This is a genomic window from Thermocrinis minervae (assembly GCF_900142435.1).
GTDB lineage: Bacteria > Aquificota > Aquificia > Aquificales > Aquificaceae > Thermocrinis_A > Thermocrinis_A minervae.
This window is the reverse complement of the sequence record NZ_LT670846.1, coordinates 222,901-237,785: the sequence shown is the minus strand read 5'-3', so window position 1 is coordinate 237,785 and position 14,885 is coordinate 222,901. Positions and strand designations below refer to the sequence as shown.

The 14,885-nt window shown below is 42.1% G+C and carries 19 protein-coding genes; 12 read left to right on the top strand and 7 right to left on the bottom strand.

The genetic code is table 11. The features are described from left to right. The first annotated feature begins 4 nt into the window (after positions 1-4). Genes dapA through B5444_RS01265 form a run of 3 tightly spaced genes read left to right on the top strand, consistent with a single transcriptional unit; the run spans position 5 to position 1,649 of the window. A complete protein-coding gene (dapA, locus tag B5444_RS01275) occupies positions 5-889 on the top strand; it encodes a 4-hydroxy-tetrahydrodipicolinate synthase (protein ID WP_079654624.1) in 885 nt (294 codons plus the stop codon). Continuing rightward, positions 886-1,278 (top strand): DUF4149 domain-containing protein, encoded by a 393-nt coding sequence (locus tag B5444_RS01270; protein WP_079653447.1) that lies wholly within the window; start codon positions 886-888, stop codon positions 1,276-1,278. The genes dapA and B5444_RS01270 overlap by 4 nt, the downstream gene beginning before the upstream one ends. Next, positions 1,278-1,649: a RusA family crossover junction endodeoxyribonuclease gene (locus B5444_RS01265; protein ID WP_079653446.1), complete on the top strand. Its 372-nt coding sequence runs from the start codon at positions 1,278-1,280 to the stop codon at positions 1,647-1,649. Before B5444_RS01270 ends, B5444_RS01265 begins: the two co-directional genes overlap by 1 nt. Here the strand turns inward: B5444_RS01265 and B5444_RS01260 are convergent. From B5444_RS01260 to mreB, 4 genes are all read right to left on the bottom strand, one after another. Then, entirely contained in the window at positions 1,639-2,886 is a 1,248-nt protein-coding gene (locus tag B5444_RS01260; RefSeq protein WP_079653445.1) for a LysM peptidoglycan-binding domain-containing protein, read from the bottom strand. The genes B5444_RS01265 and B5444_RS01260 overlap by 11 nt on opposite strands. Beyond that, positions 2,855-3,127, bottom strand: coding sequence for an acylphosphatase (locus B5444_RS01255; protein WP_079653444.1), 273 nt, complete (start codon positions 3,125-3,127; stop codon positions 2,855-2,857). The genes B5444_RS01260 and B5444_RS01255 overlap by 32 nt, the downstream gene beginning before the upstream one ends. A gap of 567 nt (positions 3,128-3,694) precedes the next feature. Then, a complete protein-coding gene (gene mreC / locus B5444_RS01245) occupies positions 3,695-4,435 on the bottom strand; it encodes a rod shape-determining protein MreC (protein ID WP_172838409.1) in 741 nt (246 codons plus the stop codon). 32 nt (positions 4,436-4,467) lie between these two features. Then, positions 4,468-5,505, bottom strand: coding sequence for a rod shape-determining protein (gene mreB, locus B5444_RS01240; protein WP_079653441.1), 1,038 nt, complete (start codon positions 5,503-5,505; stop codon positions 4,468-4,470). A gap of 58 nt (positions 5,506-5,563) precedes the next feature. Here mreB and thrB point away from each other — a divergent pair, with 58 nt between their 5' ends. Further along, positions 5,564-6,466: a homoserine kinase gene (thrB, locus tag B5444_RS01235; protein ID WP_079653440.1), complete on the top strand. Its 903-nt coding sequence runs from the start codon at positions 5,564-5,566 to the stop codon at positions 6,464-6,466. On the opposite strand, the gene B5444_RS01230 is transcribed toward thrB, so the two are convergent. Further along, positions 6,430-7,569 (bottom strand): NlpC/P60 family protein, encoded by a 1,140-nt coding sequence (locus tag B5444_RS01230; protein ID WP_079653439.1) that lies wholly within the window; start codon positions 7,567-7,569, stop codon positions 6,430-6,432. The two genes, thrB and B5444_RS01230, sit on opposite strands and share 37 nt — an antisense overlap. After that, the gene (locus B5444_RS01225; protein ID WP_079653438.1) at positions 7,512-7,769 is read right to left on the bottom strand and encodes a hypothetical protein; all 258 of its coding nucleotides are present in this window, start codon (positions 7,767-7,769) and stop codon (positions 7,512-7,514) included. The genes B5444_RS01230 and B5444_RS01225 overlap by 58 nt, the downstream gene beginning before the upstream one ends. On the opposite strand from B5444_RS01225, the gene B5444_RS01220 reads away from it, so the two are divergent. From B5444_RS01220 to thyX, 8 genes are all read left to right on the top strand, one after another. Continuing rightward, on the top strand, positions 7,768-8,664 hold the full coding sequence (locus B5444_RS01220) for an FAD:protein FMN transferase (protein ID WP_079653437.1): 897 nt from the start codon (positions 7,768-7,770) through the stop codon (positions 8,662-8,664). The two genes, B5444_RS01225 and B5444_RS01220, sit on opposite strands and share 2 nt — an antisense overlap. Continuing rightward, the gene (locus B5444_RS01215; protein ID WP_154021712.1) at positions 8,630-9,844 is read left to right on the top strand and encodes a 2,3-bisphosphoglycerate-independent phosphoglycerate mutase; all 1,215 of its coding nucleotides are present in this window, start codon (positions 8,630-8,632) and stop codon (positions 9,842-9,844) included. The genes B5444_RS01220 and B5444_RS01215 overlap by 35 nt, the downstream gene beginning before the upstream one ends. A gap of 11 nt (positions 9,845-9,855) precedes the next feature. Beyond that, entirely contained in the window at positions 9,856-10,062 is a 207-nt protein-coding gene (gene thiS, locus B5444_RS01210; RefSeq protein WP_079653436.1) for a sulfur carrier protein ThiS, read from the top strand. Further along, the gene (locus B5444_RS01205; protein WP_079653435.1) at positions 10,063-10,824 is read left to right on the top strand and encodes an ABC transporter ATP-binding protein; all 762 of its coding nucleotides are present in this window, start codon (positions 10,063-10,065) and stop codon (positions 10,822-10,824) included. Between the two features lie 834 nt (positions 10,825-11,658). Next, positions 11,659-12,228, top strand: a complete 570-nt coding sequence (gene efp, locus B5444_RS01200; RefSeq protein WP_079653434.1) for an elongation factor P — start codon at positions 11,659-11,661, stop codon at positions 12,226-12,228. Beyond that, positions 12,228-12,674 (top strand): acetyl-CoA carboxylase biotin carboxyl carrier protein, encoded by a 447-nt coding sequence (gene accB, locus B5444_RS01195; protein ID WP_079653433.1) that lies wholly within the window; start codon positions 12,228-12,230, stop codon positions 12,672-12,674. Before efp ends, accB begins: the two co-directional genes overlap by 1 nt. 2 nt (positions 12,675-12,676) lie before the next feature. Continuing rightward, positions 12,677-13,081 carry an OsmC family protein gene (locus B5444_RS01190; protein WP_079653432.1) on the top strand — a complete coding sequence of 135 codons (405 nt, stop codon included), beginning with the start codon at positions 12,677-12,679 and terminating at the stop codon, positions 13,079-13,081. 19 nt (positions 13,082-13,100) lie between these two features. Beyond that, positions 13,101-14,018, top strand: a complete 918-nt coding sequence (thyX, locus tag B5444_RS01185; protein WP_231967126.1) for an FAD-dependent thymidylate synthase — start codon at positions 13,101-13,103, stop codon at positions 14,016-14,018. On the opposite strand, the gene B5444_RS01180 is transcribed toward thyX, so the two are convergent. After that, positions 14,015-14,881, bottom strand: a complete 867-nt coding sequence (locus tag B5444_RS01180) for a zinc metalloprotease HtpX (protein WP_079653430.1) — start codon at positions 14,879-14,881, stop codon at positions 14,015-14,017. The two genes, thyX and B5444_RS01180, sit on opposite strands and share 4 nt — an antisense overlap. Positions 14,882-14,885 lie beyond the last annotated feature (4 nt).

The following is a 14,885-nucleotide window of genomic DNA, read 5'->3' as shown; positions in this document are numbered from 1 at the left end:
TGTTATGTTTTACGGCTCTATAGTTGCACTCATCACACCCTTTAAGGACGGTGATGTAGATTACGAAAGCCTTAAAAAGCTTATAGACTTTCACGTGAACAACGGCACAGATGCCATCCTAGTATGTGGGACCTCTGGAGAATCCCCTACGCTCACCTTTGAAGAACACGAAAGGGTTATACAGGAAGCTGTAGCCTACGCCAAAGGAAGAATAAAAGTTATAGCAGGAACTGGAGCCAACGCTACCCACGAAGCTTTAGAGCTTACCTATTACGCTAAAAAGGCAGGTGCAGACGCGTGCCTTCTGGTAGTTCCTTACTACAACAAACCCACGCAGGAAGGTTTGTACCAACACTTTAAAACCGTAGCAGATGAAGTAGACATACCCATAATCCTCTACAACATACCCTCAAGGACCGGAGTTGAGATATCTGTGGATACCGTCTACAGGCTAGTAAAGGATTGCCCTAACATAATAGGCTCCAAGGAGTCCACCCCCAACATGGACCGCATATCCGAGCTCAGGAAAAAGCTGGGTGATGAGTTTATCATACTCTCCGGTGATGACTCCCTTACACTTCCCATGATGGCCTTGGGTGCAAAAGGGGTAGTCTCAGTAGCCAGCAACGTGATGCCAAGGGAAGTAAAGGCTATGGTAGACTATGCCCTTGCCGGAGACTTTAAAAAAGCTATGCAGATGCATTACTATCTGTACGACCTGTTTAAGGTCCTCTTCATAGAGACGAACCCTATACCTGTAAAGACTGCATGCTGGGCTATGGGCATGTGTGAAAAGGAGTTCAGGCTTCCTCTATGTCCTATGAAGCCAGAGAATGAAAAGCTTCTCCTTGATACACTAAGAAAGTATAACTTACCCTTAGTAGTATGAAGAACTTTCTGCTCTTTATAAACTCCTTCTACCTAGGGCTTGGTTCCTTTTTTAGCTTCTTCATAGCCCCTACGCTTTTTAGAGTGCTTACAAAGGACCAAGCCGGCTCTGTAGTAGAAAAGATCTTCCCAGTTTACTTCTTGGTTGGTCTTGTTGTAGGCCTTGTGTCCTCCCTTTTACTTTTCAAACAGGATAAGGTTGCCCTACTTCTGGCTATGCTCGTATTCCTTACATCCGCTGTGGAACTCTTCTTCATAGTACCCTACTCACACCACTTAAAACAGGTAGACTACGAACGCTTTCTCTTTTGGCATGGGGTTTCCATGGTCATAAACCTCGTTAACCTCCTGTCATCCTTTGGATTGTGTGTCAGGCTAATGCTTAAGTGATGATAAAGCTGACTCTACCTTTCCTGCCTGTTCCCAAGAGCAACAGGTACTTAAGAAAGAAAGGAGGAAAGGTGTTCAAGCCACCACGCGTAAAGAACTGGGAAGTGAGAGCTATATGGGAGATAAAGCAGCAGTACACCGGCGAGAAGATAAACAAACCCGTAAGCATGCAAGTAACCTTTATACTTCCAAACAGGCGCAAAAGAGACATAGACAACATGCTCAAAAGTCTATGGGATGTATTGGAGAAGGCAGGTGTTATAGAAAATGACAGTCAAATATACAAGATAACTACCATTAAAAAGTTCATCAAAGGCCAACAAGGGACGCATATAATCATAGAGGAATACCAAGAAGATGCTACGGTTTAAGGTGTTCTGTAGGATCTACAGGTGCACCATCTTTATTCCTAAGCTCAAAGTGTAGTAAACATTCGTCTGAGCCATTCTTCTTTCCCACTTTGGCTATGACTTGACCCTTCTCTACGCTATCCCCCCTTTTTACAAGGTTCTCTTGGTTGTAGGCATACACACTTATAAAGTTGTCGTGTTGGATTATTATCATGTTTCCGTAAGCCTGAAGGTCATTGCCGCTGTATATTACTTTACCGTCAGCCACAGCTTTAACAGGTTTGCCACACTCCGCCTGTATGTCCACTCCGTTAGCTACCTTCTGAATTTTTCCGCTCACGGGCATAGGTAAACTTCCTATTGTAGAAGAACTAACAGGCTTTTCTGCTGGTGCTTCCTTTACCACAGGTGGAGCTGGAAGTTTTTCAGGTTGTACTTTAGGTTTCTCCGGCTCTGTCGTAACCTTGATAGGTACCTTTATTTTCTGACCTGCATGTAACCTTGTATGTTTCCTTAAACCGTTTAGTTTCGCAAGCTCTTCTGCAGAAACACCGTATTTTCTAGCTATAGACTGAAGAGTTTCTCCTCTCCTGACACGATGTACCTTATATTTAATCTTTTCCTCAGATTCCACATTTGCGTGGGTTACTGGAATCTTCACCTTTTGACCCTTCTTTAGCCACTTTCCTTTAAGCTCAGGGTTTAGCTTTTCCAAAGTCTCTAAAGGTACTCCAGTAGCCTTTGCAACATGCTCAAGTCTTGCTCCCTTTTTCACTATGTAGTAGGTGTACTTTTCTTTAGTTTCAGTAACCTCCGCGGATGACTCTTTCTTAGATGATTCTTTAACAGTTCTTGGTGGTATCTTTATCTGTTGGCCAACTACGAGCTTTCTTGACTTGAGCTTGTTTACCCTGATGAGCTCTTTAGGGCTTACTCCAAAGCTTTCAGCTATGCTTTCAATGGTATCACCCTTTCTAACAACGTAGATAGCATACCTTTCCTCTTCTTTTTTTCCCTCTTTTTTCAGTTTTGTCTTCTTATGTGCTTCAGAGGATGGTATACATATCTTTGTACCTGGTTTTAGTCTAGCTGGGTTTATACCTTTGTTAGCCTTCATTACATCCTTAATGCTTACTCCTTGATTCTTTGCTATTTTTTCTAGTGTATCTCCTTCTTTTACCACATAGTAGGTACATGTCTGCTTTGCGTAACCTATGGATAACAGACTAATACCTAATGCTAAAACCCAGATCTTCATCTTTAGGTACCTCCTTGATTAAGGTAAGACTGTCTACCCTCCCGTGTTTTGGGCCTTCAGACACTCCTTTGAGAAATTCCCATACTACATCCCTGTCGCCTTGTACAAAGATCTCCACCCTACCGTCTGGAAGGTTCCTTACCCATCCAGAAAGACCGTAGCTTTCTGCTAGCCTTTTTGTAAAGGCTCTAAACCCTACCCCTTGTACTATACCGTCCACGTACACTCTAAAAGCCACCATCCACAGATCTATATTTTACCAGGACAAAATCATATAAACTACAGTGTAAAGTAATTTACACACGAAATAACAGCTAGAAATATCAGATAGTAAAAGGACTTTAAGGATGAGATAAGAACCTTAGGGGCTTTAGTATTGGTCACACTTTTCTAGACATGTATACCAGATAAACAAAGTCCAGCAAGTACATAAACATAAACCATCCGGTATGGAATGGATAGTAATACTTTATTCTAAAGAGTAAAAACCTGATTAAAAACTCTAACAGTATAAAAAAAGAACCAAGTATAACTACAGATAGTTTGCTAGCTATGTCAAACCTTGACCTAAAGAGTTTAAGTAAAAACAAAGACAACATATGAGAACTTGTTACCCAACCCAAAGTATCATATAAGATATCTAGTAGAAGACTAGAAATAAAAGCCTTTGAAAGTATATCTCCATTTTGGATAGCCTTTACAAAAAGCATTATAAAAAGGAAATTTGGAACATACAGCACGCTTGGAAATATCCCAACTAAAAGTATAGACTGCAAAAGGATAATAAATAAGACTAAAAAGTAGAACTTCATAGCTTTTTATCCAAAACATACACAAACTCTAACCTTCTCACATCTATATCGGGTTTTACTAGCACTTTTTTGAAAAAACCTTGTTTCTTTTCTACAGCAATCACTTTACCTATCACAAAAGCCGGAATGCTTTTATCCTTCGGACTTCTTAGTACTACAGTATCACCTACTTCCACTGGATCCTCCCAGTTTACATAAAGAAGCTCACCGTATGGAAACCCACCCTTGTATATGTAGTTTTTAGGGTCCTGTTTTAAAAGCATACAGGAGATGAAAAGCTTGTTTGAATAAGTGGTGCTGACTTTTGCATGTCCGCCGAAAACATCCTGAACCAACCCCACAAACTTATCGCCGTAAAAGACTATAAAACCATCTTCCAATCCAACGTTTCTACCTTTGTCTATGTATATAAAACTATCTTCACCCTTTGGATCGTACCCTATTACTCCACACCTTGTGCTGCCCGTATTGCCAGTAGAAATTCCTACCTTCTCGAGGCTTATTCTACAACTATCAAGCTGTGCTTTGTAGAGCTTTAAAGACTCTACCTCTCTTTTAAGAAGCTCGTTCTCCCTTCTGGCATCAACGAGCAGTATGTAAGTTCTTACATAGTTACTTACAGTATCAGAAACTTTTGCCTTTAGGTAATACACTGGAAGGGTCAATCTTTGAAAAAGATTCAAGAGTTCCCTTCCTAAAGGTATGTTTACAAAGTAAAGAAGGAGAGAAAATATCAACAGTACTGCATACTTAATGAAATCTTTCCGTGTCATTCCATGGATACTTTTCTGATAAGTTCCATGTTGTCTAGAACCTTACCTACCCCTCTCGCTACAGCTGTTATAGGATCTTCACAATACCTAGTTTCTATACCTGTTTCTCTGTTTATCCTTACATCCAAGTTCTTAAGTAATGATCCACCACCTGCTAACGTTATACCTCTTTCCACTATATCTGATGCAAGTTCGGGAGGAGTCCTTTCGAGAGTTGACCTTATGGCATTTATGATAGAGCTTATAGTATCTTCTAAAGCATCCGTTATTTCGCTGGAAGTTACCCTAACGATCTTGGGCAGACCAGTCACATCCCTACCCTTTATCTCCATGCTTGTCTCTTCATCATCCCTTATGGCATTGCCAAGCTCTATCTTTATTTTTTCTGCTGTTTGTTCTCCGATAAGCACATGGTGTTTCCTTTTTATGTACTGTATTATGGCTTCCGTCATCTCATCACCGGCTATCCTTATAGAATGAGAGACTACTATGCCAGCTAAGGATATGACTGCTATCTCAGTAGTACCACCACCTATGTCCACGATCATGTTGCCTACCGGTTCTTCAATGGGAAGACCGGCACCTATAGCTGCGGCCATAGGTTCGGGTATAAGATATACTTCCCTACCACCAGCAGCTTTTGCCGCATCTATTACTGCTCTTTTTTCCACCTGTGTAACGCCAGAGGGAACGCCCACCACTATTAAAGGTCTTGGTTTAAAAAGCCTTCTTCCAAGAACCTTTTCTATTATGCTAGAAAGCATAACCCTTGTGGCTTCAAAGTCTGTAATTACACCGTCCCTAAGTGGCCTTATGATCTGTATGGTCTCTGGTGCTTTTCCTAACATACTTTTTGCTTCCTTACCAACTGCTATAACTTGCCCAGTCTTCGTATCTATGGCCACTATGGAGGGTTCTTGAAGTACTATACCCTTACCTTCTAAGTAAACAACTGTGTTGGCAGTTCCTAGGTCTATTCCTATGTTACCTGAGGAGAAACCAAGAGCTTGAAGGATCTTACTCAGTATATTCATGGTGCTCTACTCAGCTTATTCACTACCATTATAGCATACCTTGTTGTAAACTATAAAGGTGCTTTACATAAGGGTGCCTGCGAGCACGAGTAACCTAGGGGCGGGCTTTGATACCTTTGGGCTAGCATTAAGCCTTTACAACGAGTTTACGGTAGAAGTGGCAGAATGCTACACGGTAACAATGGAGGGTGAAGGAAAAAATCTTCCGAGGGACGAAAGAAACCTGTTTATAAGGGTCTATAAGAGGGCGTGTCAGGTCTTTGGATATAAAGAAATGCCCTTTAAGCTACATCAAAAGAACAGTATTCCAACGGCTAGGGGTCTTGGTTCTTCCTCTACCGCCATAGTGGGTGGTCTTTTGGCCTTTGAAGGAATACATGGAAAAAAACTCTCCTTGGAAGAAAAGCTTGCAGTTGCCTTTGAGTTTGAACCGCATCCGGACAACCTTTTACCAGCTCTGGTGGGTGGTTTCGTAGTGTGTGCTGTTGATGAGAAGGTTTACTTTGTGAAGCTGGACTTTCCACAGGAAGTACACGTAGCTTTGGCAGTACCAGACTTTGAACTCTCTACAGAAGAGGCAAGGGCTGTTTTAAAGCGTGAGGTAGATCTAAAGGATGCTATATTCAACATACAAAGAGCAAGCCTTTTTATAGCTAGCGTAGTCACTAGAAATCTCCATCTCCTGAAAGAAGCTACAAAGGACAAGCTTCATCAACCTTACAGATCTAAGCTCATCCCTGGATTTGAAGATGTTATTCAAACAGCTTACGAATTTGGAGCTTATGCTGCTTTTCTAAGCGGTGCCGGTCCGAGCATAGCAAGCCTATGCCACAAGGATAGAGCAAAGGAAGTAGCGGAGGGTATGTGTAAAGCTTTTTCCAAACATTCTGTAACTGCAAAACCCCTAGTTCTGGCTGTTGAACCCTATGGTAGTACCCTCACATCAATGACCTTAGAATAGAGGTTTCTAAGAGAATCTTCCTCCAGTCTGTTTTTTACAACTTTTCCTACATACCTTTTGATACTGTCGTCGTGGACTATGGAGTGGACGGCATGGTATACAACAGGTTGACCCTTCTCAAACCCACCGTACACCATAACATGACCCTTCATGAATATGAGAGTTCTGTAGGGAGGTAAACTTCGTAGAGTTTCCTTAAATTGCTCATAAGATGCAAAACAACAACCGTAAGAGTTACCTACCCTCATCTGTTGGGATGAGTTCCTTGGAAGTTCCACTCCAAACACCAAAAAGACATTCCTGACGAAGGCAGAACAGTCGAGCTTACCCCAGCTGTAAGGCATACCAAGGTAAGCTACAAGAAGCCTTTTTACTATCTCTTCACTAAAGCTAAGATAACCTTCATGAAGATCGTTATCTTTTTCTATCCAAAGCTTTTTCATGTTGGGCATCAGGATAAGGTATCTATCGCCATCTTTGCGCGTGTAATAAAGCTTTGAACCCATGCTCCATGAGAGCCCACCTATTTCCTTCTCTGGAGCTGTTACTACCAAGAAGGGTAGGCTAATTACCTTTATGAGCTCCTCTTTGGATGAAAGGTACACATCTTCCTTTTTAACCCATCCCCTCATGAAAGGAGCGTGTACGTAGAGCCATCCACCGCTTTCATTAAGCACAGCAAGAGGAGTGAAGGGTTCAAGGAGCGTGTACTGATTGTAGTCTATATTTGAACCTTTTCTGCTAACAGGTTTATCCGTAGGGTACATCTTCATGTCCGTTCTTCTTAAAGTCCAGCCGAAGGATACCTTAACCCTATCGGGTATTTTATCCAAGGAGCATGCTTTCCATAACCTTTGATAATCCGCTTCGGAAAGAAGTCCTTCTGGATATCTGTCTTCCGTGATCCATGTCCTTACTAGGCTGCCATCCATCTCCTCCGGAAAGTCTTCAACCTTTACCATGTACACTACGGAAGAGTAAGCCTGCCTGTTTATGCTCTGAACATCTAGTCCAAAAGCAAGGGTGTAAAGAAGAAAAAGAAGGATTAAGCTCTTAAGTCTAAACCTCTTTTTTCCATAAACCTTGTTAGCTCCTCCAACCATCCTAAAGCTATCCTATAGTTTTCTTCTATGTTTTTCCTTATCTCTTCAAAGATAGGAAGCATCTGAGAAAGATCTTCACCTGGAAGAGTCTTTAAAACTTCCAAGAGGCGCAGCATCCTGTCTTCTAGAGGGTATGGGTTAAAAGGATCTTTAAGATCTTCTTGAATCTCCTTCAAGAGCTCTATAACTTCTTTTTCCATGGTATGGATTATAACCTTTCTCTTTTTAGCTTACACGGCCATAGCAGGTGTGCATCTGTTCCATCTTATGGGAACTTACGCCATAGTGGACCTACCTGAAGACAAAGTCTACGAAGCTTATAGGTACTTAAGGGACATAGAGGAAAAGCTCTCTGACTACATAGAAAATTCTGAAGTGTCGCGCATAAACAGAATGGCTGGAAAAGAACCTGTGGATGTATCGGAAGAAACCTACAGAGCCATAGAAGAGGCTATCTATGTCTCTAAGTTAACAGATGGGGCCTTTGACATAACTGTAGGCTCCTATACCATAAACTACAAGAGGCTTGGCCTGCTCTCCAAGGATAAAGCCCTATCCCTTATAGATTACAAGAAGATAAAGCTTGAAAAGGGGAAGGTATTCCTAGAAAAGGAAGGTATGGCCATAGACCTAGGAGGCATCGGAAAAGGCTACGCTGTAGAGAGTGCCTACCAAAAGCTAAACACTCCCTGGGGTTTTATATCCATAGCCGGTGACATGAAGATATGGGGGCACAGGAGGAGGATAGCCGTGTACGACCCTATGACTGGGGGAGTTCTCCTTGAAGGTATCAACAGAAAAGATGTGTGCCTTTCCACATCAGGAAACTACTTTAGGAAGCATATAATCGGTAAGCCGAACAATATAACGCAGGTAACGGTAGCTTACAAGGATTGTGGTATAACCGATGGACTATCCACTGGCCTTTACGCTATGGAGGATTCAAAGTTGGAGGAGTTCATGACCAAATACCCAGAGTTTGGAGTACTCATCCTATACAAGAACGGTAGAGTGGTGTGTAACAGGAGCTTTTTGGAGTACGTTGATATAATCTATATCCATGCTGGAAGCTCTTGTAAAGCAGAACAACACTAAGCTCATACTGGTAGTGCTCGATGGTATAGGTGGTCTTCCCGTGGAGGACGGTAAGACAGAGCTTGAACTTGCACACACGCCCAACCTTGATAAACTAGCTAAAGTTTCGGCTCTTGGGATGCACATACCCGTAGACATCGGTATAACACCAGGTAGTGGCCCAGGACACCTCGGACTATTCGGCTACAACCCCGCCGAACACAACATAGGTAGAGGGATACTGGAAGCTTTAGGACTTGGGCTTGAAGTTAGAGATACAGATGTAGCCATAAGGGCAAACTACGCAACCGTTAGGTACGAGCAGGGAAGACCTATAGTAGTGGACAGAAGAGCCGGGAGGATACCCACTGAAGAAAACAGAAGGATAACCCAGAAGCTTAAGGAGAATATAAGGAAGATAGGTGACGTAGAAGTTCTCATAGAGTCTGGTATGGAACACAGATGCGCCATAGTCTTTAGGTTCCCAGAACCTTTAGAAGAAGGTTCTGACATGGTTACAGATACAGATCCACAGAAAGAGGGACTTGAAGCCCTAGAACCAAAGGCCCTTACACCACAGGCAAAAAAGGTAGCAGAGGTAGCAAAAGAGTTTGTCAGGCTTGCGGCTGAGATTCTAAAGGAGGAAGAGAAGGCAAATTATCTTCTTCTCAGGGGATTTTCTCAAAAGCCAAAGATAAAGAACTTTGAGGAAAGGTTCGGTCTAAGAGCCTGCGCCATAGCTGTATATCCCATGTACAGGGGGCTTGCAAGCCTTGTGGGCATGCAGGTAGTAAAAGTAGAGGGCGGTATACAAGAGGAGCTCCAAAAGCTCGAAGAGCTTTACAAAGACTACGATTACTTTTTCTTACACATCAAGAAAACAGACTCTTACGGAGAGGATGGAAACTACAAAGGGAAGGTCCGAGTTATAGAAGAGTTTGACGAAGCCTTGCCCTCCATACTATCCCTCAACCCCGATGTGCTTGTAATCACAGGAGACCACTCAACACCTTCTGTACTCAAGGGTCATTCTTGGCATCCCGTCCCGGTTCTCCTTAAGTCCCCTTACGTGCTAGGTGGAACTAGCCAGCGCTTTACAGAAAAGGAAGCTCTAAAGGGAGAGCTTGGCATATTCCCAGCGTATAAGCTCATAAACCTAATGCTAGCACACTCCCTACGGCTTGCCAAGTACGGAGCCTAAATTAATTAACTATGAAGGTTTACATAAACGGCGAAGAAAGAGAAGTACCCCAAGGTCTATCCATAAAGGGTCTTCTGGAGTTTTTAAACATACCCATACGGAACGTGGGGCTGGCGATAGCAGTAAACCAGACAGTCGTACCCAAGTCTCAGTACGAAGATGTCTTCTTAAAGGAAGGAGACCGGATAGAGATAGTACACATAGTAGGCGGTGGCTGAATGTACGCGGTAAAAGTAGAGAACTTAACCAAGGTCATAAACGGGAGGATAATACTTCAAGATATATCCTTCGAGGTGAAAGAAGGTGAAATATTCACCATAGTAGGCGGTAGTGGAAGCGGTAAGACCTCCATAACCAAATGTATAGTAGGATTGTGGCAACCCACCTCTGGAAAGGTAGAGGTGCTGGGGAAAGACCTTCTTTCGCTCAAAAAAGTGGAGCTGGATGAACTAAGAAAGCAGATAGGCTATGTCTTTCAGGGTGCTGCTCTCTTCGACAGCTTAAAAGTATGGGAGAACGTAGTTTTCTATTACCTTGAAAAGACAGACAGGAACCAAGATGAACTGAGGAACCTCGCCATTGAGAAGCTAAAGCTTGTAGGTTTAGGAGAAGAGGTACTTGACCTGTACCCTTCGGAGCTGTCTGGAGGGATGAGGAAGAGGGTAGGAATAGCAAGAGCCATAGCCACAGATCCAAGACTTATAATATACGACGAACCGACAAGCGGCCTTGATCCAATAACGAGCAGGCTCATAGACCAGCTTATTCTCTCCTTAAGAGAAAAAACGGGAATAACCTCCATAGTGGTTACTCACGACCTTGTAAGCGCCTTTTCCATATCTGACAGGATAATGGTTCTGCAGTCGGGAAGAGTAGTACAGATAGGTACTAAAGAGGAGATTCTTTACTCCAGCGTACCCTTCGTCAAAGAGTTTATCAAGAATGGGCTCGGAGCTGAATTGATAAAGCTAAGTTCCTAAAAAGACATAGCAGAGGCTGTAAGTATAGCTTCGACATGTTAACATAATCTTCTAACTTTTTCACATACTTATCTGTAATCTTAATAGCAACGGGTTCAATTTATGATATATATCATAATTCTCACGCCTCATTTTATAATGTCTGTAAATAAGGCACTAAAAATACACCATGTTAACATAATGTAAAAACGTATAAAACTTTACTCTCAATAACTTGAACAATTTCCACATACTCGTAGAAAATATCGTAATATCGGTAACTTATAAACATACTTTTTCCACATACTTTTCACACTTTCCACATACTCAAATGTGAAAACACCCTAAACCTGTGAATGTTTTATAAGTTTCGGAATTTGTTGAACAATTTTCACTTCATAAAAACTTAGAAAATCAAGAGCTTCGGATACAGGATGTGAAAATAAAATCGCCAAAGCGTTGATTTTCTAGGACCATACGATTTTCACAGGGTCTAAGCTTTGATACACAAGGATCATATGAGTTTTCCACATTCTGCACTATAACATTAGGAAAGTACATTTAAAAATTTCACGTATTTATAGGAGTTACACAACAAGATGTGAAAAACTTCCAGTATGTTTCATAACTCTAGGAAATTACTGTACAATTTTTATTTCAGAAAAGCCTTGAGAATCAAAGACTTTAGATATGGAGTGTGGAATTCAAATTACCAAACGATTGATTTTCAAGGATCTGTTAAAAAGTTGAGTTTACAGGACTCAAGGCCTATCATCATCTTCTTCTAAAACACTATAAGTATTAATTAAGGTAAGTAAGAGAAAGAAGATAGGGGATGCATGGTAAAATAAAAACATGGGTGTGAAAATCGACATAAACAGCATTCAAAGAGATATGTTTATTGAACATAACGGGCAACCGTACAGAGTCTTAGACTACGAACACGTTAAGCCGGGTAAGGGGCAGGCCTTTGTAAGGATAAAGGCCAAAAACATGCAGACGGGAAACACCATAGAACTTACCTACAAATCCTCTGACTCCATAGAACTCGCAGACTTTGAACAGGTGTTTGCAGAGTATTCATACAACGACGGTGACAACTACTACTTTATAAGCCAAACCACCTACGATATGATAGCTGTACCTTATGAAAACATAAAGGAAGAGACCAAGTTTCTGAAGGAAGGGATGACGGTTGTAGTGTTCCTCTACAAAGGCCAACCTGTGGGTATAGAGCTTCCTAAACATGTAGATCTTAAGGTGGTAGAAACAGAACCTGCTTTTAAAGGTGATACAGCAGCAGGCGGTAGTAAACCTGCTAAGCTTGAAACAGGTGCAGTTATACAGGTACCCTTCTTCGTGAACGAGGGAGATATAGTACGTGTGGACACAAGGACTGGTAGCTATGTGGAAAGGGTAAAGTGATGGATAAGGAGCTTATAAAGGAGCTGATAAGGGAGGTAAAGAACAGCAACATAAGGCTGTTATCCCTAAAGGCGGAAGGTTTTGAGATAACAATAGAAACCTATAAGGTTGAAGAACCTCAGGCGTTTAGTATGCCTGCTAAACCGGAAACACATAAGCAGTTGGAGGTGATGGTTCCTTCTGTTCCCACAGAGGAGAAAAACCTGCATGTTATAAGAAGTCCTTTGGTGGGTACCTTTTATAGATCACCATCTCCTGGCGCTCCACCTTTTGTAGAAGTGGGTGACATAGTTTCTCCAGGACAGGTGCTGTGTATAATAGAAGCCCTAAAGGTGATGAACGAGATAGAGAGCGACGTAGCGGGGAGGGTAGTTAAGATACTGGTAGAGAATGGAGAAACTGTAGAGTATGGGCAACCTCTATTTTTGATCGATACAAACGTCTGACCATGGAAAGCAAAAGGGTAAGTCTACGGTTATCCGAAGAGGAGAACACCTACGTAGCTTCTACATCTTTTGGGCAGCTTTTGGTCGGAGAAAAGGGACACAGACCTATGGAGCTTCTGCTAGTTTCTTTGGCAGGATGCTCTGGGGTGGATGTATCCATCATACTCAAAAAGAAAAGGCAGGAAGTCAAGGACATAAGGATAGATGTGTTAGGTTTAAGAAGAGACGAACATCCAAGGTACTACGAGAAGATAGAAATACATTACACGATCGTAGGCAAGAATATAAACCCCAAAGCCGTAGAGGATGCTATAAAGTTGTCTTTAGAAAAGTACTGTAGCGTTCATGCTATGCTCAAAGAAAAAGCTCATATCTCCTACTCTTACAGCATAGAAAATGTTGAGTAGTCCAAGAAAAATATACATAATGGGTTCAGATCAAAGGATTGTCAGGTGTGCAAGAGTATCCTACTCTAAGGATGATAAGGAAGTGGATGTAAACAGGGATAAGGCTCTACTTAAGTATCTTTATGAGAACAGACATACCAGCGTTTTTGAGCATGTGGTGATAGCTTTTGAAGGTTCAAAAGAAGAGTGGTTAAACCTAATATCGTCCGTAGATAACCCTACGTTTCAAGCTTACTACTCGGGTGGGTACGTATGGATGAACCTACGCAACCTTATGAAGGCGGTGAATTTTATTCCACAGGTGGTGCTTGAAGCTGTTAAAGAAAAGCTTCCCACGTGCTATGCCCTCCTGACCAATCAGGATATACAAAACACTAACTACACCTTGGATAGCTCTTTTGTAAAGAATCGTATGGAAACCTCTTCAGGATGGATAGGGCTTGTGGACAGCCTAGAGTTAGATACCGACATGGATTACTATACCTTTGTGGTGGAGTGTCCTCTTTTTGTAGCCAGGCAGTGGTTTAGGCATAGGTTTGGGTCTTTCAACGAAGTGAGCAGAAGGTACACTTCTTATAACATAAGCTTTTACATACCAAGCATCCTAAGGGTACAATCAAAGTACAACAAGCAGGCTAGCGAGGATGAGCCTATAGAAAATCAACAAGAATACTTAAGCCTAATTGAAGTACATCTTAAGGAATCTTTGAACCTTTACAACAGGCTTGTGGAGGTTGGGGTTGCGAAAGAACTTGCACGGGGTGTTCTTCCTCAATTTATGAAGACACGCTTCTATTGGACCGTTCCTAGGATTTCTCTTGATAACTTTATAAGCCTGAGAGAAGACAGACATGCGCAGAAAGAGATAAGAGAGTTCGCTCTAGCTATAAAATCTATGGTAGGTTATAAAGGTACGGAGAAGAAGGCAAGCTTTTAATACGCCTTCCCCATCTTCCTGGCTATTTCTTTGAGCCTTTCTATCCTCTTCTCCGTGGGTGGGTGAGTTGAGAAGAGTTCCCATAAACCTTGTCCAGAAAGAGGATTCTCTATGAATAGGTGTGCCGTACCTTGGTTTACCTCTGCAGGTATTTGGTATACATAGTTATGGATCTTTTCAAGAGCACTTGCTAGGGCAAGTGGGTCTCCAGATATGTAAGCACCTGTTTCGTCTGCCAGGTACTCCCTAGTCCTTGATATAGCAAGCTGGATTATGGTAGCTATTATGGGTGTTATGATTATGGTGGCAAGAGCTGCTATTAAGGATAGCGGGTTTTTGTTTTCCTCTTCTCTACTTCCACCAAATATAAGGGACCATTGCAAGATGTTAACGAGGTAAGAGATAGCACCGGCTATAGTTGCTGCAATGGTTGCTACGAGTACATCTCTGTTCTTTATATGACCTATCTCGTGGGCAAGAACTCCTCTTAGTTCCCTCTCGTCAAGCAGTTGTAGTATACCGCTTGTTACTGCAACTGCTCCGTCTGAAGGTCCTCTCCCCGTGGCGAAGGCGTTTGGCTGTTCCATAGGAACCAGGTATATCTTGGGTTTAGGGATGTTAGCATTTCTAGCAAGCTCTTCCACAATCCTATGCAGCCACGGGGCTTCCTCTTCAGTTATCTCGCGTGCTCCGTACATAGCAAGCACTATCTTGCTTGAGAAAAAGTAGGCTATAAAGTTCATGATACCTGCCATGATAAGGGCTATGAGCATACCCGTCTTCCCTGCTATCATATGACCTACAAAAAGAAAAAGTCCAGTCAACAGACCAAGTAATAGAGCACTCCTTATCATATAACCCATGGTT